This is a genomic window from Streptomyces sp. S063 (assembly GCF_002832675.1).
Classification (GTDB): domain Bacteria; phylum Actinomycetota; class Actinomycetes; order Streptomycetales; family Streptomycetaceae; genus Streptomyces; species Streptomyces sindenensis.
Window position 1 is genome coordinate 3288124 of the sequence record NZ_CP021707.1, and the last position, 24503, is coordinate 3312626.

A 24503-nucleotide genomic window follows, 5' to 3' on the forward strand; every position below is an offset into this window, starting at 1 on the left:
GGCCACCGGGCCACCGCGCCGCCGGGTCACCCCGCCGGGTCACCGGGTCAGTCGCAGCAACCGTCCCGATCTCGCCGTGGCCACCAGCTCCTCGACGGTGGCGAGCTTCACCCGGGGCCGGCCGTCGCGCCGCCCCCGGTCCCGTTCGGCGCGGTCGATCGCAGCCAGACCCCGGGCGTCCACGACCCGGCGGTTGCGTTGCCGGGCGAGCCGCCGGAACGCCTTGGCGTCGCCCTTCGGCGCGGGCAGCTCTCCGGCGACCGCGTCGGCCAGGAGCGTGCCGACCGTCTCGGCCGCGCAGGTGCGGTTGGCGCCGATCCCGCCGGACGGTCCCCGCTTGATCCACCCGACCACATAGCTGCCGGGCAGCCCGGCCACCCGGCCGCCCTGGTGCGGGACGGTGCCCGACGCCTCGTCGAACGGCAGCCCGGGGACCGGGATCCCGCGGTATCCGATGGCCCGCAGCATCAGCCCGGCACTCAGGTCCACCGTGCCGCCGCCGTCCGTGACGCGTACGGAGCGCACTCCGCCGCCCTCGCCCGGGATCTCCACGACCTCGGAGTGGAAGCGGAGCACGATCCGGCGCTCACCGCCCGCGGGGGACGCGGCGTCCGTCCGGGCCCGGGCGAGCCCCTTGAGCACCCCGGCCCGGTCGCCCGCCCCGGCCGCCTCGATCGCCGCCGCCGTCCGCGGATCGTGGTCGTCCACCACCAGTTCCACGCCCGGCACATGCTTCAGCGCGAGGAGTTCGGAACGGGTGTACGCGGCGTCCTCCGGGCCCCGCCGCCCCAGCACCACGACCTCCCGGACCCGGCTCGCCCGCAGCGCGTCCAGGGCGTGGGCGGCGATGTCGGTGGCCGCGAGTGCCTCCGGGTCGGCGACCAGGATCCGGGCGACATCGAGGGCCACATTGCCGTTGCCGACCACGACGACCCGCTCGGCGGAGAGGTCGACGCCCTGCGCGACGGCCTCCGGGTGGGCGTTGTACCAGGCGACGAACGCGGTCGCCGACAGACAGCCGGGCAGCTCCTCCCCCGGCACCCCGAGCCGCCGGTCCGTGGAGGCGCCGACCGCGTAGATCACGGCGTCGTGGTGGGCCGACAGCTCCTCGGCCGTGACGTCCCGGCCCACCTCGATCCCCAGGTGCATCCGGACCCGGGGGTGGGAGTGGAAGCGGGAGAAGGTGTCGCCGACCTTCTTCGTCGCGGGGTGGTCGGGGGCCACCCCGTACCGGACGAGCCCGCCCGCCACCGGCAGCCGGTCGATCAGGGTCACCTCGGCGGCGGTGTGCAGCAACAGGTCCTGTGCCGCGTACATCCCGGCGGGCCCGGTGCCGACGACGGCCACCCGCAGCGGCCCGAAGTCGGACGGCAGACTCCGCTCGAAGACCGGCTCGCCCCAGGCGTGGAAGTTCGGCCCCTCGACCTCGGCCGCGGGTGGTTCGGCGCCCTCGTAATAGGCGGCGTTGATGTCCGCGTACTCCCGCTGCCCGGCGGACAGCGAGTCCACCGGGAAGATCGCGTCCACCGGGCAGGCGTCCGCGCAGGCCCCGCAGTCGATGCACGCCCGGGGGTCGATGTGCAGCATCTCCGTGGAGCCGAAGGCGCGTTCCTCCGGCGTCGGATGGATGCAGTTGACCGGGCACACGGCCACGCAGGTGGCATCGTTGCAGCAGGTCTGGGTGATGGCGTAGGTCATGGCCCCGGCTCAGATCAGGTTCGCGCGCTTGTAGAACGCGAGGGCGGGCTTGGTGAGCAGACGGGCGGAGGCGAGGAAGTCCATCAGCCCCGAACAGCTGGACCGCATCATCGACTTGTGGTGCTCATTGGCCTTGGCGGCGGCCAGCGCGCGCCGCTTGTCGAGGCCGGCCTGCCGGTAGACCTCCGGGTTCACCATGCTGGTCACGATGAAGTACGAGGCGACGGCGACGACGAACGCGTTGATCTGCCGCCGCGCCCACCCCGCGCCCGCCAGCCGCTTGAGGGTCTCGTCCCGGGCGAACTTCATGTGCCGGGACTCCTCCACCACATGGATGTTGTTGATGGTGCGGACGAACGGCACGACCCGCTCGTCGCGCATCCAGTCCCGCTGCATCACGTCGAGGACCTCCTCGGCGACGAGGATCGCCGCGTACGCCGCCTCGCCGAACGCCAGCGTCTTGAACGCCCGGCCCAGCTCCATCACCGCGCGGCGCGGCCGGTAGTGGGGTGCGCCCAGCTTCTGCGCACCGCGCGCGAACATGATCGAGTGGCGGCACTCCTCGGCTATCTCGGTGAGCGCCCACTGGAACTCCGCGCCCGCCGGGTTCTTCATGTAGATGTCCCGCAGCACCATCTGCTGGAGGATCATCTCGAACCAGATCCCGGTGCTGGCGACCGAGGCCGCCTCCTGCCGGGTCAGTTCCTTGCGCTGTGCCTCGGTCAACTCGCCCCAGTAGGCGGTCCCGTAGAGACTGCTCCACTCCGGGCTCGCGCCGTGGAACTCCTTGTCCAGCGGCGTCTCCCAGTCCACCTCGGTGGCCGGGTCGTACGCCAGTTGCGCGGCCGAACCGAGCAGCCGCCGCGCGACGTCGTCACCCTCGGGACTTTCCTGGACCTTCGACGGAACGGTGCTGCCGGCCATGCTGCGGCTCCTTGGGTCGAGTGCGGTGATCCTTGATCGTGGTGGGGACGCGGACGGCGACGGCCCTGCCGTACGGGGCGGCCGCGCCGGAGCCTGACACCGGCCGGGCACCCACCCGCTTGTTAGACGCAAGGTATAACAAGGATCCCGAGCCGCCTACCCCTCGGTAGAAATCGGCCCGGGACCTCACCACATCTCCGCACATCTCCGCACGGAGCAAGGGGACTTCACCCTTCGAGCCACCCAGCCCCTGCGCGCCCCTCCCCGCGTCCCGCCCCACTGCCCTCCCCGCGCGGTCCCGGCCCCGTGTCCTTCTCGGCTCTCAGCGGGCGGGGTCCCGGCAGGCCCCAGCTCCAGCTCCTGCCCGCATCCACGTGCCGGTCCCGGCGGAGCCCGAAGCGGGTCCGGCCGCGAGGCCGGTGGCGGTACCCGGCACCTGCCGCCGGTCGAAGTCCGGCAGCAGATCCAGCAGTCCGCGCCCGACGAGCGCCGTACCGGGTGTTTCGAAGAGGGCCAAGGCGATGGAGTCGGCGCTGACGACCGTGCCGTTGCCGTCGACGAGGACGAGGCCGTCGGGCAGCGCGTCGAGCCCCGAAGCACCCCGCTCCCTGGGGAGAGCGGGGTGATCCGGATCTTCAGGAGTGCCTTGACGAGCCCCCGTACCTGCCCTGGCGTACCGCCCGCGCGGGCGGCCCGGCCGGCCGGCTACCGGGGGTCCTGCGCGAACTTCGCGGTCGACCAGAAGTAGCCGAGGACCACCAGACCGACGCTCCAGCCGACGGCCAGCCAGCCGTTGTGGCCGATCTCGGTGCCGAGCAGCAGGCCGCGCAGGGTTTCGATCGCCGGGGTGAAGGGCTGGTACTCCGCGATCGGCCGGAACCAGCCCGGCATCGTCTCCACCGGGATGAAGGCGCTGGACAGCATCGGGAGCAGCACCATCGGCAGGGCATTGTTGCTGGCCGCCTCCGCGTTCGGGCTGATCAGGCCCATGCCGACGGCGATCCAGGTGAGGGCGGCGGAGAAGAGCACGAGCAGCCCGAACGCGGCCAGCCACTCCAGGACCGTGGCGTCGGTGGACCGGAAGCCGATGGCGACGCCGACCGCGCCGACCACGACCACGCTCAGCACGCTCTGGAGCACGCTGCCGACGACATGTCCGACGAGCACCGAGCTGCGGTGGATGGCCATCGTGCGGAAGCGGGCGATGATGCCCTCGGTCATGTCGTTGGAGACGGACACCGCGGTCCCGACCACCGTGGAGCCGATGGTCAGCAGCAGCAGACCCGGCACGATGTAGGCGATGTACGCGGAGCGGTCGGCCCCCGCGCCGCCGATGCCCGCGCTCATCACATCGCCGAAGATGTAGACGAAAAGCAGCAGGAGCATGACAGGTGTGAGGAGCAGGTTGAGGGTGAGGGAGGGGTAGCGGCGGGCGTGCAGGAGGTTGCGGCGCAGCATGGTGTTCGTGTCGCGGACGGCGAGGGTGAGCGAGCTCATCGGGCGTTCTCCTTCGGCTGGTCGTTCCGGGCGGGGGCGGTGGCGGAGCCGGTGAGGGCGAAGAAGACGTCGTCCAGATCGGGCGTGTGCACGGTCAGCTCGTCCGCCTCGACACCGACCGAGTCCAGCCAGTCGAGGACGGAGCGCAGTTCGCGCTGGCTGCCGTCGCTGGGGATCTGGAGCGCCAGCGCCTCGTCGTCGCGCACGGCATCGCGCAGGGCGGAGGCGGCGGACCGGTAGCCGTCCGGGTCGGTGAAGCGGAGCTTGACGTGCCCGCCCGGGACGATCCGCTTCAGCTCTTCGGCAGTGCCCTCGGCGGCGATCCTCCCGTCGTTGAGAACGGCGATGCGGTCGGCCAGCTCGTCGGCCTCCTCCAGATACTGGGTGGTGAGGAAGACGGTCACACCGTCGGCGACCAGCTCACGGACGATGCCCCACATGGTGTGGCGGGAGCGCGGGTCCAGGCCGGTGGTCGGCTCGTCGAGGAAGATGATCCGGGGCCCGCCGACCAGCGTCATGGCGATGTCCAGACGGCGCTTCATGCCGCCGGAGTAGCCGGCGGCGGGCTTCTTCGCCGCCTCCACCAGATCGAAACGCTCCAGAAGCCGGGCGGCCACCCGCCGCCCCTCACGCCTGGACAGATGGTGCAGGTCCGCCATCAGCAGCATGTTCTCCTCGCCGGTGATCAGCCCGTCGACGGCCGAGAACTGCCCCGTGACCCCGATCGCGGCCCGCACGGCCTGCGGATCGGTGGCCAGGTCGTGTCCCCCGACGCTCAGTTCACCGGCGTCGGCGGCGATGAGCGTGGAGAGGATCTTGACGGCGGTGGTCTTGCCCGCGCCGTTCGGACCGAGCAGGGAGAACACGGTGCCCTGCGGCACCGACAGGTCGATGCCGTCGAGCACGACCTTGTCGCCGTAGGACTTGCGCAGTCCGGTGGCGCTGATCGCCTGCGGCGCGGCCTGGGCGGCACGCGGCGCGGAGGCCCGGGTGACAGTCATGCTGGTTCCCTTTCGCAAGCGGTGAGTGGAGCGGGGCGGGGTCAGGCGCGGCGGACGGTGATGTCGCCGGCCCCACTGCGGGCGTGCACCTCGACGGTCTCGTCGGAGTCCTCGGGACCGGCGGCGGCGCCGAGCGAGTTGCGTACGGTGCCGAACCTGGGGTTCAGGTCCAGCCAGGCGGCGGTGCCCTCGTGGATGCCCACTTCGAGGTCGCCGACCGACGTCCGCAGGGCGATCCGCCCGCGGATCACGTCGCCGACCCGGATGCGGCCGTTGGAGGACGTCGCCTCCACCCCCGCGTGGGCGACGCCGATCTCGATCCGGCCGTTGGCGGACTTGGCGACGACATCGCCGTGCGCGACGCCCACCGAGATGTCGCCGTTGGCCGCGTTGACCCTCAGCTCCCCGCCGACCTCGTCGATCTCGGTCGTACCGTTGCCGTTCTTGACGACCGCGGCCCCGGCGACCGACCCGATCTCGACCCGGCCCGAGCCGACGGCCTCGGCGCTCCCGGTGCAGCGCCCCAGGCGGAGATCGCCGTGGTCGGTGGAGAGCTCGACGAGGGCCGCCTCATCCACCTGGAGGTCACCGAGCGAGGTCTTCAGCCGCACCTCGCCGAGGGGCCCTTCGCAGAAGAAGCCGCCCAGGGCGGAGGCGCCCCGCACATCGGAGCCGGCGGGCAGTTCGATGCTCACCACGACGGAGCCCGGCTTGCCGAACAAGGTCCGCTTCTTCGGGGTCCTGACGGTGAGGCGACCGCCCGAGCAGGTGACCTGGGTCTGCCGCACGGCGCGTACGTCGTCCTGGTCGGCTCCATTGCCCGGCAGCACCTCGACGACCGTGTCGGTGCGCTTGCCGGCGGCGATCCGGGCGGTACCGGCGTCCAGCTCGACGACGACGGAGATGGGCTCAGGGGTATCGAAAGAAGGCATGGCTGTCCCGTCCTCTTGGCTCGGTGAGTTGATGAGCGATCAGTGGTGATCGATGGGGAACGTCGGCCGGATCGGCGATCCGCCGGTGAAGAAGGGGGTGAGGCGCGAAGTGGCGGCCGCTAACGGACCCAGCCGGTGAAACCGCGACCGCCCGAGTCCTTGCCCCGGCCCGGTGCGCTCGCGCGCCCCCCGCCGTCGAGGGCGACGGACACGGCCCGTACGAGCCAGGCGTTGACCGACAGCCCCTCCTCCGCCGCCGCACCCTCGGCGCGGCCCTTGAGATGGGCGGGGAGGCGGAGGTTGATCCGGACCATGGTGCCGTCGTCGGTCTCCGCGGCGGGCGGCGCCGCCACGACGGGAGCCACCACGGGCTCCCGCTCCTCCCGCACCGGCTCGGACACCGGCGGCGGTGTCACCACGAACTCGGGATCGAGCCCGCGCAGCCGTACGTCGACCGAGCCGGGAGCCAGCTCCCGGGTGACGTCGCTCATGGCCGCGGAGAGCACGTTGAGCAGGGTCAGCCGGGCAGCGGACTCCAGGGGAGCGCTGAGCCGCTCGGCAAGGGCGCGGGCTTCGTCACCGCCGGCATCCGCGGCGACGGCGAGTTCCCGCCGGAGGTTGTCGACGTAGGGGGTGAGGTCCATGACGCCATCATGGCACATGAATGGCACCACGTCGAGCCACTTTGGCACATCACCCTCAAAGAGGCCCCTGACCTGCACACACTCGACCACCAGCCGCACCGTGACGCCACAAAGACACCCCACAGCCCCAAGATGGCACCACACGTGACACCACCTCGGCACACGCGCGCCTCCGCGTGGCACACCCAGCCCCGCCACCGAACCGGATGTACTGACGACAAGCGCCCGCACGCGACGCTAAGCCCGCCCCCTCCCACCACCTCAGCCCCAGCGCCGCCCCGGAGGCCCCCCCACATGCCCCACCCCAAGACCTACCTCGCCCTCTGCACGCACACCCACCTGTTCCCGGGCGCGCGCTGCCGCCTCCAGGGGCTGCCCCACCCAGCAGCCTTCGCGGCGGCCCCGGAGCCGATCGAGGTCCACCTGCGCCTGTCCGACGGAGCGGCCACCGCGGCAGAGCTCCACACCGAGCCCCCGACAGGCCCGGCCCTCACGGTCGCCGCCTACACCACCGCGGCCGGCACCCCCATCCACGACATCACCTGGACCGTCGAGGCGATCGCCCGGAAGGAGGACGAAGTGGAACTGACCATCGGCGTCCCGAAACGCACCTGAACACCGCTCTTCGCCCCCCGCCGGAGTGGACAGGGCCCCCTGAACGCCGACGCGACCAGACCCGTCAGCTCAGCTCAGCTCAGCTCAACGCGCCCGCCCTCAGCCGCCTCGCCCGCCGCACTCCGAGCCGCACGCAGAACAGACGCACCGGCAGGGGTGAGCGTATGCAGAACGGCCGGCCCCATGCGGGCGGTCGTCAGGAGCCCCGCGTCACGCAGCACCGTCGCATGCCGACTGGCACTGGACGCCGAAACCCCGGCCGCCCGGGCGATCTCCCCCGTCGTGGCACCACCGGCCGCCACCCGCAGGGCGACCGCCCGGGCCCGGCCGAGCAGATGGACCAGAGACCGCTCAGGATCCTCCTCCCGCAAGGGACGCCCCGCCGGCTCGTGGAGCAACGAGTACCAGAGCACCGGCGGCAGCCCCGGATCAGCGAACGCGACCGGCTCACCCCAGTTGAAATACGAGGGGACAAGGGTCAGCCCACGCCCGTTCAGATACAGATCCCGGTCCCGCGTCTGCCGCGGATACGCCACCTCCAGCACCGGCGGACACCACCGGAACATGGCCCCGAGCCCCGCGAGCATGCCCTCGACCCCACCGTGCAGCAGCCCCCGCCCCCGCACCGCCCGCTCAGCCTCGATCCGCGCCTGGATCCGCTCCTGGTGCGGCACGACGACGGCACCGTAATAGGCCCGCAGCACCCCCACGAACTCCTGCCGCACGTCCTGCTCGGCCAGCCGCCCGGCCCACCCCGGCGCCCCGATGAGCCGGTCCAGCATGCCGACCTCCTCCGCGACCCGCTCCGCCGGCGTGGCCAGCAACGCCTCCAGCCCCGCTTCCAGACCCTCCACCCCGGTGGCCGGGGTGAGAAAGTCCGGGTAATACGCGGCCCTGGGATACATGGGCAACAACACCCGCCGCAGGGCCCGCTCCAACCCCTGCTCCCGCAGCTCCCGCCGCGCCGCCCGATACCACCCGGCATACGCCCAGCGGCCCCGGCCGGACTGCAGCCGGTGCATGCTCGCGGCGACCTCGAACAGGGGATCGGGGGCGGGGGCGAGTCGGGTCCTGGCCAGATCCGCGTCGTCGAAGTGGATGCGGAGCATGTGGTTCCCCCCATGGAGTCGGCTCAGTGCGAGCCTGGGGCATCGCGATGAGGAACCACTGAACAAGGACTAAACGGGCACGCGTCGCACAGCGAAGAAGCCCGGGTCGGAGGACATCCGACCCGGGCTTCACGGTGAGCCCCCTGTCGGATTCGAACCGACGACATCCGCCTTACAAGGGCGGCGCTCTGGCCAGCTGAGCTAAGGAGGCAAGGACACACGCCGCAGACGCGCGCCAAGACGTCACAACTCTACACAGCCCCGCTCCCCCACGGGCATGCATATGGGGCAGCCGTAACCTCCCACTCACCTGTTCGTTGAACGCACTGCAGTGCCATCCGAATATCGGACAGAGGGAAGGGCCGTGGTCGAGGCCGCAGGGAGGGAAAAGCCGATCCGCGTCACCGGCGCGGAGGCCAAGCTCCTCAAGCGCGAGGTGCTTGGCGTTCCCGACCGGATCAAGCATCAGCAGCGGATGGCCGTGCCGATGCAGCGGCGGACTCCAGGGGCTGACACCCACCAGCGTGTCTACCGCTACCGCTGCTACCCCACCCCCGCGCAGGCCGACCAACTGGTCAAGACCTTCGGCGCCTGCCGCTGGGCTTACAACGAGGGCCTCGCCCTGCGGGACAAGGCATGGCGCGAGCACCGAGTGTCCTTCGGTCATGCCGACTCCTGCCGGGCGCTCACAGGCTGGCGGAACGCCGAGGAGACACGCTGGCTGCAGGAGATTTCCTCCGCCGTGCTCCAGCAGGCGCTCCGCCATCTCGGCGCCGCGTTCGGGCGGTTCTTCCAGGGCTCGGGGAGACAGCCGAAGCGTAAGAGGAAGGGCCGTTCCCGGGACTCCGCGACCTACGTGCGTTCAGGCTTCCGCTGGGCGGAGGACCCGGAGCGGCCGGGTACGGGGCTGATCGCCCTGGCCAAGCAGTCCGGGCCGCTGCGTATCCGCTGGTCCCGTCCGCTTCCGGCGGGCGTGCTGCCGGTGAAGCTGATCGTGAGCCGGGACCGGGCGCGTGCGGTGGGTGCGGCACGAGGCACGACCGAGATGTGAACGCGGCGCGGAATCTGCGGGAGGAAGGGATGCGGTTGTACCAGCTGACGGCCTCCGCTCTGCCGCCCGGGCGGGCCATGCCTTCGATGATCAAGGCGTCCGAGATGTCAGATGTGGTGCTGACGGCGTAGTCGGATCAGGGATACACGAGACAGTGTGCGTCGGACCGACGGGCCGTCGGTCGCAAGGCCTGTGGAGTCCGTGTGAGACCGGCGGGGTATCGCCCTCAGGGCGATGTCCTGTTGGCGGTGGACGCCGAAGCAGGAAGCCCCGCAAGCCGCGGGGCGGGTCAAAAGTTCGGTGCTCTGGCTCTTCTTCCGCGGGCTGCCGGGTCGTTTTCGTCACCCAACAGGTACTGACAGAACACATGAACGCCAGGTAGCGTCACGGCAGGTTCGCGTCTGTGGACCAGACCACTCCCTACTCGGATCGTCCGGCACGTTCCTGCCGGTTGAGGAGAAGATCCATCATGGCCAGTGTCACGTTCGACAAGGCGTCCCGCGTCTACCCCGGCTCCACGAAGCCGGCCGTGGACCAGCTCGAGATCGACATCGCGGACGGTGAGTTCCTCGTCCTCGTCGGCCCCTCCGGTTGTGGCAAGTCGACCTCCCTGCGCATGCTCGCGGGTCTTGAGGACGTCAACGGCGGCGCGATCCGTATCGGTGACCGCGATGTCACGCACCTGCCGCCGAAGGACCGGGACATCGCCATGGTGTTCCAGAACTACGCGCTCTACCCGCACATGACCGTCGCGGACAACATGGGCTTCGCGCTCAAGATCGCCGGTGTGAACAAGACCGAGATCCGGGCGAAGGTCGAAGAGGCCGCCAAGATGCTGGACCTCACCGAGTACCTGGACCGCAAGCCGAAGGCGCTCTCCGGTGGTCAGCGTCAGCGTGTGGCGATGGGCCGGGCCATCGTGCGGGAGCCGCAGGTCTTCCTCATGGACGAGCCGCTGTCGAACCTCGACGCCAAGCTCCGTGTCTCCACCCGTACGCAGATCGCCTCGCTGCAGCGCCGTCTCGGCATCACCACGGTGTACGTCACCCACGACCAGGTCGAGGCCCTCACCATGGGTGACCGGGTCGCGGTGCTGAAGGACGGGCTGCTCCAGCAGGTGGACTCGCCGCGCAACATGTACGACCGCCCGGCCAACCTCTTCGTCGCCGGCTTCATCGGCTCGCCCGCGATGAACCTCGTCGAGCTCCCGATCACCGACGGCGGTGTGAAGTTCGGCAACAGCGTGGTTCCGGTCTCCCGCGAGGCGCTCTCCGCCGCCGCGGACCGCGGTGACACCACCGTCACGGTCGGCATCCGGCCCGAGCACTTCGACATCGTCGAGCACGGTGGCGCCGCCGCGAAGTCGCTGACCAAGGACACGTCGGACGAGCCGGCCGGTCTCGCCGTCGCCGTCAACGTCGTCGAGGAGCTCGGCGCCGACGGCTTCGTCTACGGTTCCACGCAGGTCGGCGGCGAGCACAAGGACCTGGTCGTCCGTGTCGGCGGCCGGGCCGTCCCGGAGAAGGGCACCGAGCTGCACGTCGTCCCGCGCCCGGACGAGCTGCATGTCTTCGCGACCTCCACCGGCGAGCGGCTCACCAACTGACCCGCCCCCGCCGTACGCACGGCCCCGCGCCCTCCGGCAACGCCCGGCGGCCGCGGGGCCGTTTGCGTGGTCCCGGCGGGTTTGGGTTTCGGAACCGAGCGGCGCCAAATACCCTGGCACACTGGGCATTTCACCCCGATCCGTCAACCTCGTATTCGAAAGGGCGCGTCGAACCATCCCCCGCGAGGGTGACAAATTGTCGCCAAGTCATCACCGGCCGCTACGCTCGCTGCGTGACCCACACCGCGCGCCGCATCGGCCGATCCCTCGCTCTCGTCCTGCCCGTCGTCATGGTTCTGTCCGGGACCCTCGCGGTCACCAGCGTTCCGTGGGCGGCGTCGGACAAGGACTCCCAGCTGCTGGCCGCCTCCTCGGAGACCGTGTCCAAGCCCGCGAAGCCGCACGCCCCGCAGGACGTCCTGCGCGAGAAGCTGCTCGTGGAGCTCCAGGAGAAGGACCCGGGCGCCGCCCTCACCGGTCTCCAGCGGGCCGTCGAGCAGCGCCCGTCGCTCGCACGTCACTGCATGTCGATCGCGAAGGCGCTCGGCAAGGCGGCCGTCGAGCAGTACGGCCCGACCCGGGCGCACCGCTTCTCCCGGCCGGTCTGCGACACCTCCTTCGCCTCCGGCGTCGCCCAGTTCAGCTGAGCCCGGGAGGTTCAGCCCCGGAAGCTGAGCCCGGGAGGCGGTCGCGCGCGCAGCGCAGCCGCCTCCTGTCGGCGGGCACCGCATATCGTGCCTGCCATGCATACGTATCCGACGCAGGCCGTGATCCTTGCCGGTGGCCAGGGGTCGCGGCTGCGGCCGTACACCGACGACCGCCCCAAGCCGATGGTCGAGATCCCCGGGACCGGGACTCCGATCATCGGCCATCAGCTGTCCTGGCTGGCCGCCGAGGGGGTCACCGACGCCGTGGTCTCCTGCGGGCATCTGGCCGAGGTGCTCCAGGAGTGGCTGGAGGGGGCCGTGCTGCCGCTCCGGGTGACCACCGTCGTGGAGACCGAGCCGCTGGGGCGCGGCGGCGGGCTGAAGTACGCGGCCGGGCGGCTGCCTGATCCTGAGCAGCCCTGGTACGCCACCAACGGCGACATCTGGACGCGCTTCTCCCTGCGGGAGATGGCCGCCTTCCACGCGGAGCGCGATGCCACCGCCACCCTTGCCCTGGCCCGGCCGCGCATCCCGTGGGGTGCGGTGGAGACGGACGCGTTCGGGCACATCACGGACTTCATCGAGTCGCCGCCGTCCCCGTATCTGATCAACGCCGGGGTGTACGTGTTCTCGCCGGCGTTCACGAAGCTGCTGCCGGACCGCGGCGACCATGAGCGGACCACGTTCCCCCGGCTCGCGCGTGAGCGCCGACTGGCCGGGTATCCGCTGCCGAACGGGGCGTACTGGCGGGCCATCGACACCGCGAAGGACCTCACCGAGGCGGCCCGCGAGCTGGGGTCCCAAGGCGCCTGACAGCCGTCGTACGCAGGCACACGAAGGGCGGCGCCCGACCGGTGGGAGAAACCGGTGGGCGCCGCCCTTGCCGTTGTCGTACGGGTCAGCCGAGGAGGCCGCCGATGGGGTTGCGGCCGCCGCCCGAGGTCGACCCCTCGCCGCCGGAGGAGGTCGAGCCGCCGGTGGGCGCCGGTTCGCCGCCGCCGCCGGAGGAGGAGTCGTCGCCGCCGGTGGAGCCGGAGGAGGTGGGTCCGGCGCTGGTGGCGGCCGGGGGCTGCTGCGGGGTGGACTGCTGCGGGGGCTCCTGGCCGGTGCCCTGGGTCTCGCTGGGCTGGGTGCCCGAACCGGCGTTCTGGCCGCCGGAGTCGCGGGTCGCGCCCGGGGTGACCTGGCCGGTGGCGGGGGTGGTGGCCGTGCCGGAGCGGCTGGGCTCCGGGCGACGCTCCTGCTCCGGCGTACGGGAGGCCTGGCCTTCGCCGGTGGACTCCTGGGGCAGGGGCATGCCGGGGAGGCGGTTGGTGGGGTTGTCGTTGCGGCCGGGGACGGTGACGACCTCGGTGGAGCGGACGGCGCCGCCGAGGATGGAGCCGATGAGGAGGGTGAGGCCGATGACGACGGTCGCGGCGACGGTGCCCCGGCGCAGGACCCACCGGCGCAGGTCCCAGATCTCCGAGCGGGGGCCGAGCTTGCGCCAGGCCTCTCCGGCGAGGCGGCCGTCGATGGAGTAGACGGGGGCGCCCGCGATGATCAGTGGGCTCCAGGCGGCCAGCAGGATGATGTCGGGGGCGTCGTACACCGGGACCTGGCGCCAGCTGACCGTCACCAGCAGTGCGGCGGAGAGCACGGCGCCGAACGCGGCGGCGACCCGCTGCCAGAGGCCGAGGACGGTGAGGACGCCGACGACGACCTGGAGGAAGGCGACGGTCAGTCCGGCGCCGACCGGGTGGGAGAGCGCGAAGTCGCGCAGGGGTTCGGCGACCGCCCACGGGTGCAGGGAGGTCAGCCACGTGACCATCGAGCCGCGTTCGCCGCCGTCGAAGTAGACGGGGTCGCACAGCTTGCCCATGCCGGCGTAGATCGAGATGAAGCCGAGGAGGACCCGCATGGGGAGCAGGACGACGCCCAGGTTCATCCGGTGGCCGGGGTAGTAGGCGTGCCGGACGGGGTCGCCCGTCCCGCGACGGGCGCGGGTGTCGGCGGCTTCGGCGGAGTCCGGGGAGTCGGCGTCGTAGTCGTCGCCGGAGCCTTCGGGTGCGTCGAGCGGGTCGTCGTACGCGCCGACGGCCTGCCGCATGGGCGGCAGCAGGGGGCCGGTGCGTCCCGGTGGGTGGGGGGCGGTCAGTACGGGGTTGGGCTGCGTCTCCTCCAGGAGCGGGATGACCTGGGTCACGCCCGCTTCGTGGCCGAGCCCGCCGCCGGGGGCCGCGCCGAGTCCGGCGTCGAGGTGTCCGGCGGTGGAGTTGCGCACGGCCTGGAGGAGGCCCGTAGCGCCGGGGTCGCCGGGGGCGGACTTGCCGCTCCAGACGACGGGTGCCCGCCTGCGGCCGCCGCCGGCGCCGCTCATGGCGGGGATGCGGGCCGTTTCCGCGGGGGCACCGCGCAGCCGTGCGCGCTGGCCCGGGGCGAGCTGCACCCGGAAGCTGGCGTGGTTGACGATGACCTGCGCGGGGTCGCTGTCCACCTTGGTCATGCTCAGGGCGGGTTGCTCGTCGAACCGAGGCGTTCTGGTGTCCACACTCATCTAACCGAGTGATGTGTGTTTAGGACACTGCCTCGACCGCACCGGATGTGTCCGAGACCCGTCAAGATCAGGCCAAACTCGGGCATCCGGGATGGATGTTCGGCGTTCGCGCGTCGACTCGCCCGGCGGGCGGGCCTGTCGACGGGCGAACGCCGTACGTCCGAGGCGTCCTAGGCGCGGCGGCGGGCCACCTCGTACAGCACGATGCCCGCGGCGACACCGGCGTTGAGCGACTCGGCGCCGCCCGGCATCGAGATCCGCACCCGGTAGTCGCAGGTCTCGCCGACGAGGCGGCCGAGGCCCTTGCCCTCGCTGCCGATGACGATGACGACCGGGCCGTTCAGCTCTTCCAGGTCCTCCACCGTGTGCTCGCCGTCGGCGGCCAGGCCGACGACCGTGAGGCCCGCCTTCTGGTAGCCCTCCAGGGCGCGGGTGAGGTTGGTGACCCGGGAGACGGGGGTGCGGGCCGCCGTGCCGGCGGAGGACTTCCAGGCTCCGGCGGTCATGCCGGCCGCGCGGCGCTCGGGGACGACGACGCCGTGGCCGCCGAACGCGGAGACGGAGCGGACGATGGCGCCGAGGTTGCGCGGGTCGGTCACGCCGTCGAGCGCGACGATCAGCGGGTCCTCGTGGTTGTCGTCGGCGGCGGCGAGCAGGTCGTCCGGGTGCGCGTACTCGTACGGCGGGACCTGGAGGACGAGGCCCTGGTGGTTCAGGCCGTTCGTCATCCGGTCCAGCTCGGGGCGCGGGGCCTCCATCAGGTTGATGTTGCCGCGGTCGCCGGCGAGCTTGAGGACGTCGCGGACGCGCTCGTCGTTGTCGATGTACTGCTGGACGTACAGCGTCACGGCGGGGACGCCGTCGCGCAGGGCCTCGTAGACCGGGTTGCGGCCGACGACCATTTCCGAGGTGCCCTTGGCGCCGCCGCGGCGGGGTGCGGGGCGGCGGGCGGCTGCCTGCTTGGCCTGGGCGTTGGCGACCCGGTTCTTCTTGTGCCCCTTGCGGGCGGAGGCGGGCGGGGTCGGGCCCTTGCCCTCCAGGCCACGGCGTCGCTTGCCACCGCTGCCGACCTGCGCGCCCTTCTTGTTGGACGTGCGGCGGTTCCTGCGCTGGCTGTTCCCGGCCATGACCTTGACCTACCTGTTCCTGTAACTCTGCGATCCGCATGCAGATGCAGATCGTGTACGTCTCATCAGTGTGCCGCCCGGATCGCCGGGCGGCACCATTGCCCTGCTCAGAGGGTGCGCTCAGCGCGGTCCCAGCGTCCACCGGGGCCCGGTGGGGCTGTCCTCGACGACGAGGCCGGACTGGCCCAGCTGGTCGCGGATGGCGTCGGCGGCGGCCCAGTCCTTGCGGGCGCGGGCCGACTGCCGCTGGTCGAGGACGAGGCGCACGAGGGTGTCGACGACGCCGTGCAGATCCTCGCCCCGGTCGTCCTCGCCCGCCCACTGCGGGTCGAGGGGGTCCAGGCCGAGGACGCCGAGCATGGCCCGGACCTCGGCGAAGCGGGCCGCGGCGGCTTCCTTGTCGTCGGCGGCCAGTGCGCTGTTGCCCTGGCGGACGGTGGTGTGGATGATCGCCAGCGCCTGCGGGACGCCCAGGTCCTCGTCCATCGCGTCGGCGAAGGCGGGCGGGACCTCGGCGGCGGGGGCGACGGTCTCCCCCACCTTCTCGGTGACCCGCTGGAGGAAGCCCTCGATGCGGGCGAACGCGGACTCGGCCTCGCGCAGGGCGTCCTCGCTGTACTCGATCATGGACCGGTAGTGCGGGGTGCCGAGGTAGTAGCGCAGGACGATGGGGCGCCAGTGCTTGACCATCTCGCCGACGAGGACGGAGTTGCCCAGTGACTTCGACATCTTCTCGCCGGCCAGGGTGACCCAGCCGTTGTGCACCCAGTAGTTGGCGAACGTGTCGCCGTAGGCCTTGGCCTGGGCGATCTCGTTCTCGTGGTGCGGGAAGATCAGGTCGATGCCGCCGCCGTGGATGTCGAAGGCGGAGCCCAGGTACTTGTGGGCCATCGCGGAGCACTCCAGGTGCCAGCCGGGCCTGCCCCGGCCCCACGGGGTCTCCCAGCTGGGCTCGCCCGGCTTCACGGCCTTCCACATGGCGAAGTCGCGCGGGTCGCGCTTGCCGGTCTCGCCCTCGCCGGAGGGCTGGCGCAGATCGTCCAGCTCCTGGTTGGAGAGCTCCAGGTAGCCGGGGAGGGAGCGCACGTCGAAGTAGACGTTGCCGTCGGCCTCGTAGGCGTGACCGCGCTCGATCAGGCCGCGCATCATCTCGATCATCTCGGGGACGTGACCGGTGGCGCGGGGCTCGTAGGTGGGCGGCAGGCAGCCGAGCACGTCGTAGCCGTCGTTGAACGCGCGCTCGTTCTCGTAGCCGATGGACCACCACGGGCGGCCCTGTTCGGCGGACTTCGCGATGATCTTGTCGTCGATGTCGGTGACGTTCCGGATGAACGTGACGTCGTAGCCGCGGTAGGTGAACCAGCGGCGCATGATGTCGAAGTTCAGACCCGAGCGGATGTGGCCGATGTGCGGTGCCGCCTGGACGGTGGCGCCACAGAGGTAGATCGAGACACAGCCCGCGGTGAGCGGGACGAAGTCACGGATCTGCCGGGCGCTGGTGTCGTGCAGGCGAATAGTCACGCCTCAAGGGTAGTAGGCCGACACCAGTGCCCCGCGACCCTTGGGGATCGCGGGGACAACTTTCTGGTACCGGGATGGTTCCGGGCTCCCCGGAGAGCGTTTTCCGGCCGTACGAGGGTGAGTCTGCGGGGTCTTTGGGCCTCAGATGCTGCCGACGACCTTGCGCGGCGAGATGCGGACGACCACGCGGGGGTCGTCGGCGCCGGAGTTCGGGTTGAACTCGGCGTACGGCTTGCCGGTGTACTTCACGGAGAGCTCGTCGATCAGCTCCTGTCCGCCGTCCGTCGTCAGCGTCGCCTCGCCGCGGATCTCGGCGTAGCTGTACGGGGCGTCGAAGGGCTGGACGACGACGGTGACGCGCGGGTCGCGGCGGAGGTTCTTCTCCTTGCGGCGGCCGACGGTGGTGGAGATGAGGACGTCGTCGCCGTCGCGCTTGACCCAGACCGGGGAGACCTGGGGGCTGCCGTCGGGCTGGATGGTCGCGATGTTGACGAACACGGGGGTGTCGAGCAGGTTCTTGAGCTCGGTGGAGAGTGCGGCGGTCATGCGTACGTCCTCCTGTGCGCTGCGGGTTCGGTGGCACCGGTCCGGTGCTCCGATGCTGCTCCTACCCGGCAACGGCGCGCGGCCCCGCTTCCTTCCCGCCGCGTCCGGCCGGAAGGGTGAACGCGAGGACCGCCCCGGTGAGCGGGACCGCTGCGAGCACCGCCCACCGCACGGGCGCGGGCGCCTCCAGCAGGGCGCCGGTCGCCGCGCTGCCCCCGAGCACGGCGAGCCCGGAGACGGAGGAGAGCGCCCCGGTGGCCAGGCCGAGCTGCCGGTCCTCGACCAGGTCCGGGACGAGGCCGCGGGCGGCGGGGACCAGCAGCATCTGGCCCAGGGTCAGCAGGACGACGAGCGCGGCGCCGGGCAGCAGTCCGCCGGGCCCGCCGGGCGTGAGCGGTACAGCGGCGAACCCGGCGGCCACGACCGCGAGACCGGTGACGAGCGCGGTGCGCGGGGCGATGCGACGGGCGGACCAGCGGGTCAGGGGGACCTGGGCGGCGACGACGAGCAGCGAGGAGAGGGCGAAGAGCCAGCCGAGCGCGGCCTGCGACCCGGTGGCCCGCTGCACCTCGACGGGGAGCGAGAGGTAGAGCTGGTTGTAGGCGACGAGATAACTGCTGTACGCGAGGCAGAGCAGCAGGAACGCCCGGTTGGCGAACACCGCCTGCCAGGACGACCGCCCCGGTTGAGCCGTACGGGTGGCATCGTCCGGGGCCCGCTCCCGTTTGCGGTCCCGTACGCGGTCGGCTTCCGGCACCCGGTTCCGGTTCCGTACGCGGTCGGCGCGCGGCGTCAGGCGGGCGTGTGCGGCCAGTACGCCGACGAAGACGACGGCCCCGGCGAGGCATGCGGCCCGGAAGCCGCCGCCGAGCAGCAGGAGCAGCGAGCCGAGCAGCGGCCCGAGGAACGCCCCGGCCTGTCCGGCGGCGGAGAACAGGGCGAGGACGTGGGCGCGCGGTTCGCCGGTGGCGCGTTCGTGCCGGACGGCCTCGCGGGCGGCCTCGGACTCGACGGCCGGGGAGAACAGCGCGGCGGCGAAGCCGATGAGGAGGACGGCGGCGATGACGGTGGCCGTGGATCCGGCGAAGGCGAGCCAGCCGAATCCGGCGATCCGCAGGCCGCAGCCCGCCAGGACGACGGGGCGGGGTCCGTACCGGTCGGTGAGTGCGCCGCCGATGACGAACAGGCCCTGCTGGCTGAAGGTGCGCAGCCCGAGGACGAGTCCGACCAGCCAGCCCGCCATGCCGAGGCCGCTGCCGAGGTGGGTGGCGAGGTAGGGCAGGACGGCGTAGAAGCCGATGTTGAAGGCGAACTGGGTGGCGGTGAGGAGCCGGAGGCGGGGGGTGGGGGCGCTCGCGAGCAGGGGCCGACGGGTCCTCGCCGTCCCCTCGACGTCCTGGGCGGGGGCTTCGGGGGAGGTCTCGGTGGGCCGGGAGGTCATTTCCGGCCTTTCGGGCCCGCTGGAGTGCTCCCGCGTACGGCCGCCGAGGTGAGGACGGCCAGCGCGCCGAGGACGGCGAGGGCGGCGGCGGGGGCGAGGACGGCCCACGGGGCTCGTTCCGCGTACGGCATGTTCTCCGACAGCATGCGGCCCCACTCCGGCGCGGGCGCCTGGGTGCCGAGGCCGAGGAAGCCGAGGGAGGCGAGGGCGAGGGCGACGGCCGGGACACGGAGGAGGGCGTGGCGGGCGACCGGTGGCAGGACCCCGGGCAGGACGTGGCGGCGCAGCAGGTGGGCCCGGTCCGCGCCGAGGGCGGCGGCGGCGGCGAGGTGCGGGGCCGCTTTCTCCTGGGCGTACAGGGCGGCGGTGTGCGCGGCGAGCGGGGCCCAGGCGACGGCGGCGACGGCTGCGGCGGCGCCCCCGGGGCCGGGTCCGGCGATGCCCGCGACGACGAGGCCGGCGAGGACGGCGGGGAGCGCGTTCACGGTCTCGGTGAGCGCCCCGGCGCGCAACGCGCCGAGGAGCAGCCCGAGGGCCAGGGTGACGGCTCCGACGGCGACGGCGGCGAGCGCGGTGCGGGCGGCGCCGTGGCCGAGGCGGGCGAGGACGTCGCGGCCGAGGTTGTCGGTGCCGAAGGGGTGCGCGGCGGAGGGCCCGGCGAGGCGGGCGGCGGTGTCGACGTGGAGGGGGTCGCGCAGGAGGCCCGCGGCGATGACCGCGACGAGCAGGGCGCCGAGGGCGAGTGCGGCGACGGTGAGCGCGCGGCGGCGGGGCAGCCGGGGTGCGACGAGGGCGGGCAGGGCGCGGTCGGTGAGCGCGGGGCCGAGGAGGACGCGGACGGCGAGGCGGGAGGCCAGGCCCGCGGCGACGCCGAGGAGCAGGAGCAGCAGCACGGCCGCCTGGAGGACGGGCAGGTCCTGGGCGAGGGCGGCGGCGAGTGCCGTACCGCCGAGGCCGGGGATCGCGTACAGCGTCTCGACGGTGACGGCGCCGCCGGTCAGTCCGACCGCGACGAGGCCGAGCTGGGGCAGCAGGCCCGGCAGCGTACGGCGCAGGGCGTGGCGGGCGACGGTGCGACCCGGTATGCCGCTCGCGGCGGCGGCCCTGGCCCAGGGTTCGGCGAACGCGCCGGGCAGGGCGTCGTCCAGCAGCCGGCCGAGCAGGGCCCCGGCGGGTACGCCCATGGCGAGGGCGGGCAGGACGAGTTGGCCGGGGGCGCCCCAGCCGAGGGCGGGGAACCAGCCGAGGTGTACGGCGAGGACGGTGGCCAGGACGGCGGCGAACAGGAATTCCGGCAGCGCGGCGAGCACCGCCGCGCCCGCTCCGGCGCGCACGCGCACGATCCGGCGCGCGGCCCCTCGCCGCAGGGTGCCCGCGCTCAGGGCGAGGGCGAGGAGCACGGCGACGGCGAGCGAGACGCCCATGAGCGTGAGGGAGTTGCCGAGGGCGGCGACGGCATCGGGGGCGACGGGCTGTCCGGAGACCCAGGAGTCCCCCAGGTCGCCGCGGAGCAGCCCGCCGAGCCAGTCGCCGAGTACGGGGAGCGGGCCGCCGTCGAGCCCGGTCTCGGCGCGGATCGCGGCGAGGGTCTCGGGGGTCGGGGCCCGGTCGGCGTACCGGGCGTGCAGGATCGTGCGGGCCGGGTCGGTCCGGGTCAGCCAGGGCAGCAGCCCGATCACCGCGACGACGGCGAGGAGCGTGCCGAGCCGTCCGGCGAGGTACTTCACGGGGTCACCCGACGCGGGTGTCGGCGGTGATGAGGGTGCGCTCCATGGGGTCGAGGGCGACACCCCGGACGCGGGTCTCGTCGTAGCCCTGGACGAAGCGTTCGTGGACGAGCGGGACGAGGGCGTCGGAGCCGAGGACCGCGGCCTCGGCGGTCATCTCGGCCTTGTGCCGGGCGTCGGTGTCGGCGAGGGAGGCGGCGCGGTCGACGGCGGCGTCGACGGGCCCGGCGCAGAGCTGGGTGATGTTGAAGCTGCCGTCGCAGGTGAAGTCGGAGGCGAGGTAGGAGAGGGGGTCGGCGGTGTCCAGGAGGGTGTTGCGGGCCTGGATGAACGCGTCGTACTTCCCGGCGAGCGCGTCGGCCTCCATCTGCGCGTAGTCGCGGACGACCTGCTTGACGGTGAAGCCGCGCTTCTCCAGCTGCTGCTGGACGACGGTGGCGGCCTCGGGCAGCTCGGGCCGGTTGGTGTAGGTGGCGAGCACGATCTGCCGGGCCTTCCTCACCTCGGCCGGGGTGGCGGCCTCCGCGCGGCCGGTGGGGGCGGTGCGCAGGCCGGCGGCCCAGGGGACGCCGGGACCGAGCAACCCTTGGGCGGTGTCGGCCCGGCCTTCGTAGACTCCGTCGACCAGCGCCCGGGAGTCGATGGCCTCGCGGGCGGCGGCGCGCATCGCCGGGTCGGCGAAGACGCCCCGTTCGGTGTTGAGGGAGAGGCCGTTGGTGCGGGCGGAGGGGAACTCGTGGACCATGCCGTCGCCGAGCAGCGAGGCCTGGGAGATGGGGACGTACTCGGCGACGTCGACGGCCTTGGTGCGCAGGGCGTTGGCGCGTGCGGTGCCGTCGGCGACGAACTTCACGTCGGCGCCGGGGGCCTTCGCCTTGGCGCCCCAGTAGGTGTCGTTGCGCTCCAGGGTGGCGCTGACCGCGCCGTTGACCTCGGTGAGGGTGAAGGGTCCGGTGGCGTGCCCGGCGGGGTTCACCTTGCCGCCGCCCTTTCCGTAGGCGGCGGCGGACAGGATGCTCAGCGAGGGGTTGGCGAGCCGCTGGGGCAGCAGCGGGTCGGCGTCCTTCGTGGTGATGCGTACGGTGCCGGCGCCCTCGGCCGTGGCGGTGAGGGTGGTGTCGGAGAGCACCCGGGGCTTCGGGGAGGCCTTCTGCGCCGCGGTCAGCGAGCGGGCCACGGCGGTGGCGTCGAGCTCCGTGCCGTCCTGGAAGGCAATGTCCCGGCGGACGGTGAACTCCCAGGCGTTGTCGCCGTCGCGCTTCCACGCCGACGCCAGCGCGGGCTTGGCCTCGCCGTTCGCGTCGAGCCGGGTGAGTCCCTCGACGACGGCGAGCCGGCTCAGGATGACGGCGTCGTCGCCGTACGGGGACATGGCCTGGGCGGGCGGGAAGGCCAGGGCCACCTTCAGCCGCTGGTCGCCGCCGGTCCCGCCGGAGCCGGATCCTCCGGAGGAGGTGCAGGCGGCGGTGGTGAGGAGCGCGGCCGCGGCCAGCGGCAGGGCGGCGCGGTGGAGGCGGCGGGACGTGAGCATGGGAGCGACCCTATATGAAAACGATTGTCATCTAACCTGCGGGGGTGCCGACCACGCCCGGGACCGCACCAGGGACCGCGCCCGGGACCGGCATCGGCAGCTCGAAGTGGACGATCCCCTGCCCGCCTCCGGGCAGCGTCCGCTCGTCGCACACCTCGCGGGCCAGCGAGCGCCAGAAGGGCTCGGCACCCGGCACGGCGGGGTCGGTGTGCAGGTACAGGGCCGTGTAGCCGCCCGCCCGCACCGCGAACTCCCCCAGCTCGCGCACCAGCTGCCGGGCGAGCCCGTGCCTGCGGTGCTCGGGGCGGACATAGATCCGGCAGAGTTGCGCGGTGCTCCCGGAGGGGAAGCGGTCGGCGACCCACTGCGGATTGGGCGGCGCCTGCGGCCCCCGGTCGCGGACGGCCCCGGTGGCGACGATCTCGCCGCGGTGCTCGACGACGAGCAGCGTGCAGCGTTCCGGGCGGAGGTAGGCGGCCTCGGGGTCGATGATGTCGGCGTGCCAGCGGGGTACGTAGCCGGACTTCAGGTCGCGGTAGACGGTGTCGAGCATCACAGCCCGGGCTCCGCCGAGGTCGTCGGGGGTGGCGGTGCGCAGGACGTACCGGGTCCCCTCGTGACCGGCCTCCCCGTGGCCGGTGTCGGCGCGACCGGTGTCGGCGCCTGCGTCCGTCCGGTCGAGCGTCGTCCCCGTCATCGCCGTGGTCGCACTGGTCACCGGTGCCACTCCCGCCACTCCCGCCTCGCGCGGCGCGCCGCACATCGCTTGCACCTTCAGCGTACGTGCAAACGATGTGCAGCAGGCAGCCGGTACGGCTAGCGGGTCCGGTAGACCAGGGCGGTGGCGATGCCCGCGATGCCCTCGCCGCGGCCGGTGAAGCCGAGCCCGTCGGAGGTGGCGGCGGAGAGCGAGACCGGGGCGCCCACGGCGGCGGACAGCACCTTCTGGGCCTCCTCGCGCCGCTTGCCGATCTTCGGGCGGAGGCCGACGACCTGGACGGCGACGTTCCCGATCTCGAAGCCGCCGGCGCGGACGATCCGGGCGGCCTCGGTGAGCAGGGTGATGCCCGCGGCCCCGGACCACTCGGGGCGGCCGGTGCCGAAGTGCTGCCCGAGGTCGCCGAGGCCGGCGGCGGAGAACAGCGCGTTGCAGGCGGCGTGCGCGACGACGTCGGCGTCCGAGTGGCCGGCCAGGCCCGGGCCCTCACCCTCCCACTTCAGGCCCGCGCACCACAGCTCGCGGCCCTCCTCGAAGGCGTGGATGTCGGTGCCGATGCCGACGAGCGGGATGACGGGGGCGGGCCCCGTCGCAGACGTGTCAGAAACCATCGTTGGCCCTCCTGCGGGCGAGTACCGCTTCGGCCAGCACCAGATCGAGCGGCCGGGTCACCTTGAACGCCTCTTCGTGGCCGGGGACGACGACCACGGGCCGGCCGAGGCGTTCCACCATGCCCGCGTCGTCCGTGGCGCCCTCGCCGTCGACCGCGACCTCGGCGTGGGCCCGCTCCAGCGTGTACCGGTCGAAGCCCTGCGGCGTCTGCACCGCGCGCAGCCTGGCCCGTACGGGGGTGGCGAGCACCGGCTCCGGCTCCCCGGGCGTGGCGGCGGGCTCGACCTCCTTGACGGTGTCCGCGAGCGGCAGCGCGGGGACGACGGCGGGCGCCCCGCCCCGTACCGCGGCGGCGACGGCGTCGACCGTGTCGACCGGCACCAGCGGGCGGGCGGCGTCGTGGACCAGGACGACGGCGACGTCCTCGGGCAGCGCTTCGAGACCGAGGCGGACGGACTCCTGGCGGGTCTCACCGCCCGGCACCACCAGGTAGTCGGTGCGCTCGGGCAGTGCGTGCTCGTCGAGGAGGTGCTTCACCTCGGGCGCGCCGCCCGGCGGGGCGACGACCACGACGAGGGAGACGGCGCGGGACGCGGCCATGGCGCGAACGGCGTGAATCAGCATGGGCGTCCCGCCGAGCACCCGGAGGGCCTTGGGCGCGCCCGGGCCGAGCCGCACGCCCCGCCCGGCCGCGGGAATCACCGCGGCCGTACGGGGAGGGCGCGGCCGGTCGGTCGGGGGTGGCGTCGATGACATCGGTTGCACTCCGAAGGTCCGAAGGTTCGGCAGGTTTGTTTCCACGACCGACATGGGTAGGGGCCCAGCGAGCCGGGTGCGACACCCTGACTCGCACCGGGCCCCTTCCGTGAGCACCCGCCCGGTCGAGTAAGCGCCGCATCGGGCTCACACAGCACGGGGGCCGCCCTCGCTCGACGGCCCCTTGCACACGGAGACGGATGCGGTTGTTCGCGGAATCCGGCACCGCGGCAGACTCGGATCCGGGTCCGAACATGCCGCAGC

At 72.7% G+C, this 24503-nt stretch carries 22 protein-coding genes, 1 tRNA gene and 1 pseudogene; 5 read left to right on the top strand and 19 right to left on the bottom strand.

What is annotated here, in order from left to right:
* Positions 1 to 39: 39 nt before the first annotated feature.
* From CCZ36_RS14905 to CCZ36_RS14930, 7 genes and pseudogenes are all read right to left on the bottom strand, one after another.
* Entirely contained in the window at positions 40 to 1698 is a 1659-nt protein-coding gene (locus tag CCZ36_RS14905) for an FAD-dependent oxidoreductase (protein ID WP_069739801.1), read from the bottom strand.
* A 9-nt stretch (positions 1699 to 1707) separates the two neighbouring features.
* Complete coding sequence (locus tag CCZ36_RS14910) at positions 1708 to 2622, bottom strand: AurF N-oxygenase family protein (protein WP_069742421.1); 915 nt, start codon at positions 2620 to 2622, stop codon at positions 1708 to 1710.
* Positions 2623 to 3046: 424 nt separating this feature from the next.
* Positions 3047 to 3202, bottom strand: a pseudogene (locus CCZ36_RS36955) (PAS domain-containing protein); the annotation flags it as partial.
* A 125-nt stretch (positions 3203 to 3327) separates the two neighbouring features.
* Complete coding sequence (locus CCZ36_RS14915; RefSeq protein ID WP_069742413.1) at positions 3328 to 4119, bottom strand: ABC transporter permease; 792 nt, start codon at positions 4117 to 4119, stop codon at positions 3328 to 3330.
* Complete coding sequence (locus CCZ36_RS14920) at positions 4116 to 5120, bottom strand: ATP-binding cassette domain-containing protein (protein WP_128817838.1); 1005 nt, start codon at positions 5118 to 5120, stop codon at positions 4116 to 4118. Before CCZ36_RS14920 ends, CCZ36_RS14915 begins: the two co-directional genes overlap by 4 nt.
* A gap of 41 nt (positions 5121 to 5161) precedes the next feature.
* Positions 5162 to 6052 (bottom strand): DUF4097 family beta strand repeat-containing protein, encoded by an 891-nt coding sequence (locus tag CCZ36_RS14925; protein WP_128817839.1) that lies wholly within the window; start codon positions 6050 to 6052, stop codon positions 5162 to 5164.
* Positions 6053 to 6171: 119 nt separating this feature from the next.
* Positions 6172 to 6696 carry a toxin-antitoxin system HicB family antitoxin gene (locus CCZ36_RS14930; RefSeq protein WP_128817840.1) on the bottom strand — a complete coding sequence of 175 codons (525 nt, stop codon included), beginning with the start codon at positions 6694 to 6696 and terminating at the stop codon, positions 6172 to 6174.
* A 294-nt stretch (positions 6697 to 6990) separates the two neighbouring features.
* On the opposite strand from CCZ36_RS14930, the gene CCZ36_RS14935 reads away from it, so the two are divergent.
* Positions 6991 to 7311 carry a hypothetical protein gene (locus CCZ36_RS14935; protein ID WP_128817841.1) on the top strand — a complete coding sequence of 107 codons (321 nt, stop codon included), beginning with the start codon at positions 6991 to 6993 and terminating at the stop codon, positions 7309 to 7311.
* Positions 7312 to 7385: 74 nt separating this feature from the next.
* Here the strand turns inward: CCZ36_RS14935 and CCZ36_RS14940 are convergent, their stop codons facing one another.
* Together CCZ36_RS14940 and CCZ36_RS14945 are read right to left on the bottom strand one after the other, a co-directional pair.
* Positions 7386 to 8420: a helix-turn-helix domain-containing protein gene (locus CCZ36_RS14940; protein ID WP_128817842.1), complete on the bottom strand. Its 1035-nt coding sequence runs from the start codon at positions 8418 to 8420 to the stop codon at positions 7386 to 7388.
* Positions 8421 to 8557: 137 nt separating this feature from the next.
* A tRNA-Thr gene (locus tag CCZ36_RS14945) sits at positions 8558 to 8631 on the bottom strand.
* Positions 8632 to 8784: 153 nt separating this feature from the next.
* On the opposite strand from CCZ36_RS14945, the gene CCZ36_RS14950 reads away from it, so the two are divergent.
* The 4 genes from CCZ36_RS14950 to CCZ36_RS14965 all read left to right on the top strand — a co-directional run bounded on the left by CCZ36_RS14950 (position 8785) and on the right by CCZ36_RS14965 (position 12537).
* Positions 8785 to 9471, top strand: a complete 687-nt coding sequence (locus CCZ36_RS14950) for an RNA-guided endonuclease InsQ/TnpB family protein (RefSeq protein ID WP_237302668.1) — start codon at positions 8785 to 8787, stop codon at positions 9469 to 9471.
* Positions 9472 to 9940: 469 nt separating this feature from the next.
* Positions 9941 to 11077, top strand: a complete 1137-nt coding sequence (locus CCZ36_RS14955) for an ABC transporter ATP-binding protein (RefSeq protein WP_128817843.1) — start codon at positions 9941 to 9943, stop codon at positions 11075 to 11077.
* Positions 11078 to 11310: 233 nt separating this feature from the next.
* Positions 11311 to 11724 (top strand): hypothetical protein, encoded by a 414-nt coding sequence (locus tag CCZ36_RS14960; protein WP_069739788.1) that lies wholly within the window; start codon positions 11311 to 11313, stop codon positions 11722 to 11724.
* A gap of 96 nt (positions 11725 to 11820) precedes the next feature.
* Positions 11821 to 12537, top strand: a complete 717-nt coding sequence (locus CCZ36_RS14965; RefSeq protein ID WP_128817844.1) for a nucleotidyltransferase family protein — start codon at positions 11821 to 11823, stop codon at positions 12535 to 12537.
* 85 nt (positions 12538 to 12622) lie between these two features.
* Here the strand turns inward: CCZ36_RS14965 and CCZ36_RS14970 are convergent, their stop codons facing one another.
* The 10 genes from CCZ36_RS14970 to ispD form a co-directional block, all read right to left on the bottom strand.
* Positions 12623 to 14260: a DoxX family membrane protein gene (locus CCZ36_RS14970; RefSeq protein WP_237302669.1), complete on the bottom strand. Its 1638-nt coding sequence runs from the start codon at positions 14258 to 14260 to the stop codon at positions 12623 to 12625.
* Positions 14261 to 14430: 170 nt separating this feature from the next.
* Positions 14431 to 15387 (bottom strand): 23S rRNA (guanosine(2251)-2'-O)-methyltransferase RlmB, encoded by a 957-nt coding sequence (gene rlmB, locus CCZ36_RS14975; RefSeq protein ID WP_069739785.1) that lies wholly within the window; start codon positions 15385 to 15387, stop codon positions 14431 to 14433.
* A 120-nt stretch (positions 15388 to 15507) separates the two neighbouring features.
* The gene (cysS, locus tag CCZ36_RS14980; protein ID WP_069739784.1) at positions 15508 to 16908 is read right to left on the bottom strand and encodes a cysteine--tRNA ligase; all 1401 of its coding nucleotides are present in this window, start codon (positions 16906 to 16908) and stop codon (positions 15508 to 15510) included.
* Positions 16909 to 17049: 141 nt separating this feature from the next.
* Positions 17050 to 17454: a PPOX class F420-dependent oxidoreductase gene (locus CCZ36_RS14985; RefSeq protein WP_010063550.1), complete on the bottom strand. Its 405-nt coding sequence runs from the start codon at positions 17452 to 17454 to the stop codon at positions 17050 to 17052.
* A 61-nt stretch (positions 17455 to 17515) separates the two neighbouring features.
* Positions 17516 to 18895: an MDR family MFS transporter gene (locus CCZ36_RS14990; protein ID WP_128817845.1), complete on the bottom strand. Its 1380-nt coding sequence runs from the start codon at positions 18893 to 18895 to the stop codon at positions 17516 to 17518.
* Positions 18892 to 20622, bottom strand: coding sequence for an ABC transporter permease subunit (locus CCZ36_RS14995; RefSeq protein ID WP_128817846.1), 1731 nt, complete (start codon positions 20620 to 20622; stop codon positions 18892 to 18894). Before CCZ36_RS14995 ends, CCZ36_RS14990 begins: the two co-directional genes overlap by 4 nt.
* Positions 20623 to 20626: 4 nt before the next feature.
* Positions 20627 to 22153: an ABC transporter substrate-binding protein gene (locus CCZ36_RS15000; protein ID WP_128817847.1), complete on the bottom strand. Its 1527-nt coding sequence runs from the start codon at positions 22151 to 22153 to the stop codon at positions 20627 to 20629.
* Between the two features lie 31 nt (positions 22154 to 22184).
* On the bottom strand, positions 22185 to 22850 hold the full coding sequence (locus tag CCZ36_RS15005; protein ID WP_443069843.1) for a GNAT family N-acetyltransferase: 666 nt from the start codon (positions 22848 to 22850) through the stop codon (positions 22185 to 22187).
* Between the two features lie 119 nt (positions 22851 to 22969).
* On the bottom strand, positions 22970 to 23482 hold the full coding sequence (gene ispF / locus CCZ36_RS15010) for a 2-C-methyl-D-erythritol 2,4-cyclodiphosphate synthase (RefSeq protein WP_069738133.1): 513 nt from the start codon (positions 23480 to 23482) through the stop codon (positions 22970 to 22972).
* Entirely contained in the window at positions 23472 to 24239 is a 768-nt protein-coding gene (gene ispD / locus CCZ36_RS15015) for a 2-C-methyl-D-erythritol 4-phosphate cytidylyltransferase (protein WP_128817848.1), read from the bottom strand. The genes ispF and ispD overlap by 11 nt, the downstream gene beginning before the upstream one ends.
* Positions 24240 to 24503: the final 264 nt, after the last annotated feature.

What these genes read in the sequence shown, in the direction of transcription:
- CCZ36_RS14905 (WP_069739801.1), bottom strand. Translation starts at nt 1,698, where the DNA reads ATGACCTACGCCATCACCCAGACCTGCTGCAACGATGCCACCTGCGTG.
- CCZ36_RS14910 (WP_069742421.1), bottom strand. Translation starts at nt 2,622, where the DNA reads ATGGCCGGCAGCACCGTTCCGTCGAAGGTCCAGGAAAGTCCCGAGGGT.
- CCZ36_RS14915 (WP_069742413.1), bottom strand. Translation starts at nt 4,119, where the DNA reads ATGAGCTCGCTCACCCTCGCCGTCCGCGACACGAACACCATGCTGCGC.
- CCZ36_RS14920 (WP_128817838.1), bottom strand. Translation starts at nt 5,120, where the DNA reads ATGACTGTCACCCGGGCCTCCGCGCCGCGTGCCGCCCAGGCCGCGCCG.
- CCZ36_RS14925 (WP_128817839.1), bottom strand. Translation starts at nt 6,052, where the DNA reads ATGCCTTCTTTCGATACCCCTGAGCCCATCTCCGTCGTCGTCGAGCTG.
- CCZ36_RS14930 (WP_128817840.1), bottom strand. Translation starts at nt 6,696, where the DNA reads ATGGACCTCACCCCCTACGTCGACAACCTCCGGCGGGAACTCGCCGTC.
- CCZ36_RS14935 (WP_128817841.1), top strand. Translation starts at nt 6,991, where the DNA reads ATGCCCCACCCCAAGACCTACCTCGCCCTCTGCACGCACACCCACCTG.
- CCZ36_RS14940 (WP_128817842.1), bottom strand. Translation starts at nt 8,420, where the DNA reads ATGCTCCGCATCCACTTCGACGACGCGGATCTGGCCAGGACCCGACTC.
- CCZ36_RS14955 (WP_128817843.1), top strand. Translation starts at nt 9,941, where the DNA reads ATGGCCAGTGTCACGTTCGACAAGGCGTCCCGCGTCTACCCCGGCTCC.
- CCZ36_RS14965 (WP_128817844.1), top strand. Translation starts at nt 11,821, where the DNA reads ATGCATACGTATCCGACGCAGGCCGTGATCCTTGCCGGTGGCCAGGGG.
- CCZ36_RS14970 (WP_237302669.1), bottom strand. Translation starts at nt 14,260, where the DNA reads ATGAGTGTGGACACCAGAACGCCTCGGTTCGACGAGCAACCCGCCCTG.
- rlmB (WP_069739785.1), bottom strand. Translation starts at nt 15,387, where the DNA reads ATGGCCGGGAACAGCCAGCGCAGGAACCGCCGCACGTCCAACAAGAAG.
- CCZ36_RS14985 (WP_010063550.1), bottom strand. Translation starts at nt 17,454, where the DNA reads ATGACCGCCGCACTCTCCACCGAGCTCAAGAACCTGCTCGACACCCCC.
- CCZ36_RS14990 (WP_128817845.1), bottom strand. Translation starts at nt 18,895, where the DNA reads ATGACCTCCCGGCCCACCGAGACCTCCCCCGAAGCCCCCGCCCAGGAC.
- CCZ36_RS15000 (WP_128817847.1), bottom strand. Translation starts at nt 22,153, where the DNA reads ATGCTCACGTCCCGCCGCCTCCACCGCGCCGCCCTGCCGCTGGCCGCG.
- CCZ36_RS15005 (WP_443069843.1), bottom strand. Translation starts at nt 22,850, where the DNA reads ATGACGGGGACGACGCTCGACCGGACGGACGCAGGCGCCGACACCGGT.
- ispF (WP_069738133.1), bottom strand. Translation starts at nt 23,482, where the DNA reads ATGGTTTCTGACACGTCTGCGACGGGGCCCGCCCCCGTCATCCCGCTC.
- ispD (WP_128817848.1), bottom strand. Translation starts at nt 24,239, where the DNA reads ATGTCATCGACGCCACCCCCGACCGACCGGCCGCGCCCTCCCCGTACG.